Origin of the sequence: Kitasatospora sp. SC0581, assembly GCF_048159585.1 — a bacterium.
GTDB lineage: Bacteria > Actinomycetota > Actinomycetes > Streptomycetales > Streptomycetaceae > Kitasatospora.
On sequence record NZ_JBLRWA010000083.1, the window covers coordinates 1 to 997 of the forward strand.

Here is a 997-nt window from a genome sequence, read left to right on the forward strand (position 1 = left end):
GGGGCCAGGCGGCGAGCAAGGTCGGAGGGCAGCTCAAGGTGGGCCATCACGGGTGTCCTTCCGGCCGGGTGCCGTCCAAGACGCGGGCGCGCCCCTTGATCCGCACGTAGGCCAGCGCCGGGTCGTCGGTGTTCGCCAACTCGTCGGCCGCCAGCACCGTCCACTGCGTGCCGGTGGCCGGCTCCACCACGACGTCGCCGGCCAGCAGGAGGCCGGCCTGCCCGTCCAGGGCCAGGTGCCACGTGCCGTCGGCCTGCTGCACGGCCCGCCCGGGCCACGGTCCCCGCAGCGGGCCGAGCGGCCCGGTCACCTCGGCGCCGTGCGCGTCCAGGACGGGCACGCCGCGTGTGCGGACGCCGAGCTGCCGGTCGGCCAGCAGGACCGCCATCAGAGCCCCCCTGAGCCGAAGTGTCCGGGGATCGTGAGCCCGGGCGGGTTCGGCCTGGTCGGGGCCTGGTAGACCCGGCGGCCGCGCAGCCGCCACCGGTCGGTCGTGGTGAGGTCCGGCGGCGCGAGCACCACCGGCGGCTCGGCCGCGGTGTCGTACGTGACCGACTGGCCCTCCACGGAGGCGGAGGCGACGCGGCGCTGGCGCGCGGGCGCGTCCGCCAGCAGCGGGTGGTGGCACGCCGTCGCACGGACCCACAGGCGCAGCGGGGCGGTCTGCGGGTCGGTGCGGGCGTCGATGCCGGCGGTGTAGGTGACGGTGTACGTCGGCGTGCCGAAGGGACCCGACGTCGTGCCCGTGTCCAGGACGGCGGAGATCACCGCGATGACGGGACCGTGATGGAGCACCCAGCCGTCCGCCCCTGCGTGAACACCGCTCTCGGTGTACTGCGCGGGCAGCAGTGGCCGTCCGAGGTGCGCGACCAGGGCGTCCTGGGCGTCCTCGACGGCGACCTCGATGCGCTGCCGCACGAGGTCGCCGAGGGGGGTGGGGTAGCCGAGGCGGCGGGCGACGTCCTCGGCTGTCACGATCAACTCCACCGTCGTCCTC

2 protein-coding genes are annotated in these 997 nt (G+C 75.8%); both read right to left on the minus strand.

Going from position 1 to position 997, the window contains the following annotated elements; all coding sequences use genetic code 11:
• Positions 1-46: 46 nt before the first annotated feature.
• Positions 47-388, minus strand: coding sequence for a hypothetical protein (locus ACLWS4_RS37160; protein WP_416876444.1), 342 nt, complete (start codon positions 386-388; stop codon positions 47-49).
• Positions 388-997 (minus strand): hypothetical protein (locus ACLWS4_RS37165; protein ID WP_416876445.1); only part of this gene is annotated, 610 nt, incomplete at its 5' end. The genes ACLWS4_RS37165 and ACLWS4_RS37160, both read right to left, overlap by 1 nt.

Coding starts and splice junctions, on each gene's coding strand:
- ACLWS4_RS37160 (WP_416876444.1), bottom strand. CDS start 388: ATGGCGGTCCTGCTGGCCGACCGGCAGCTCGGCGTCCGCACACGCGGC.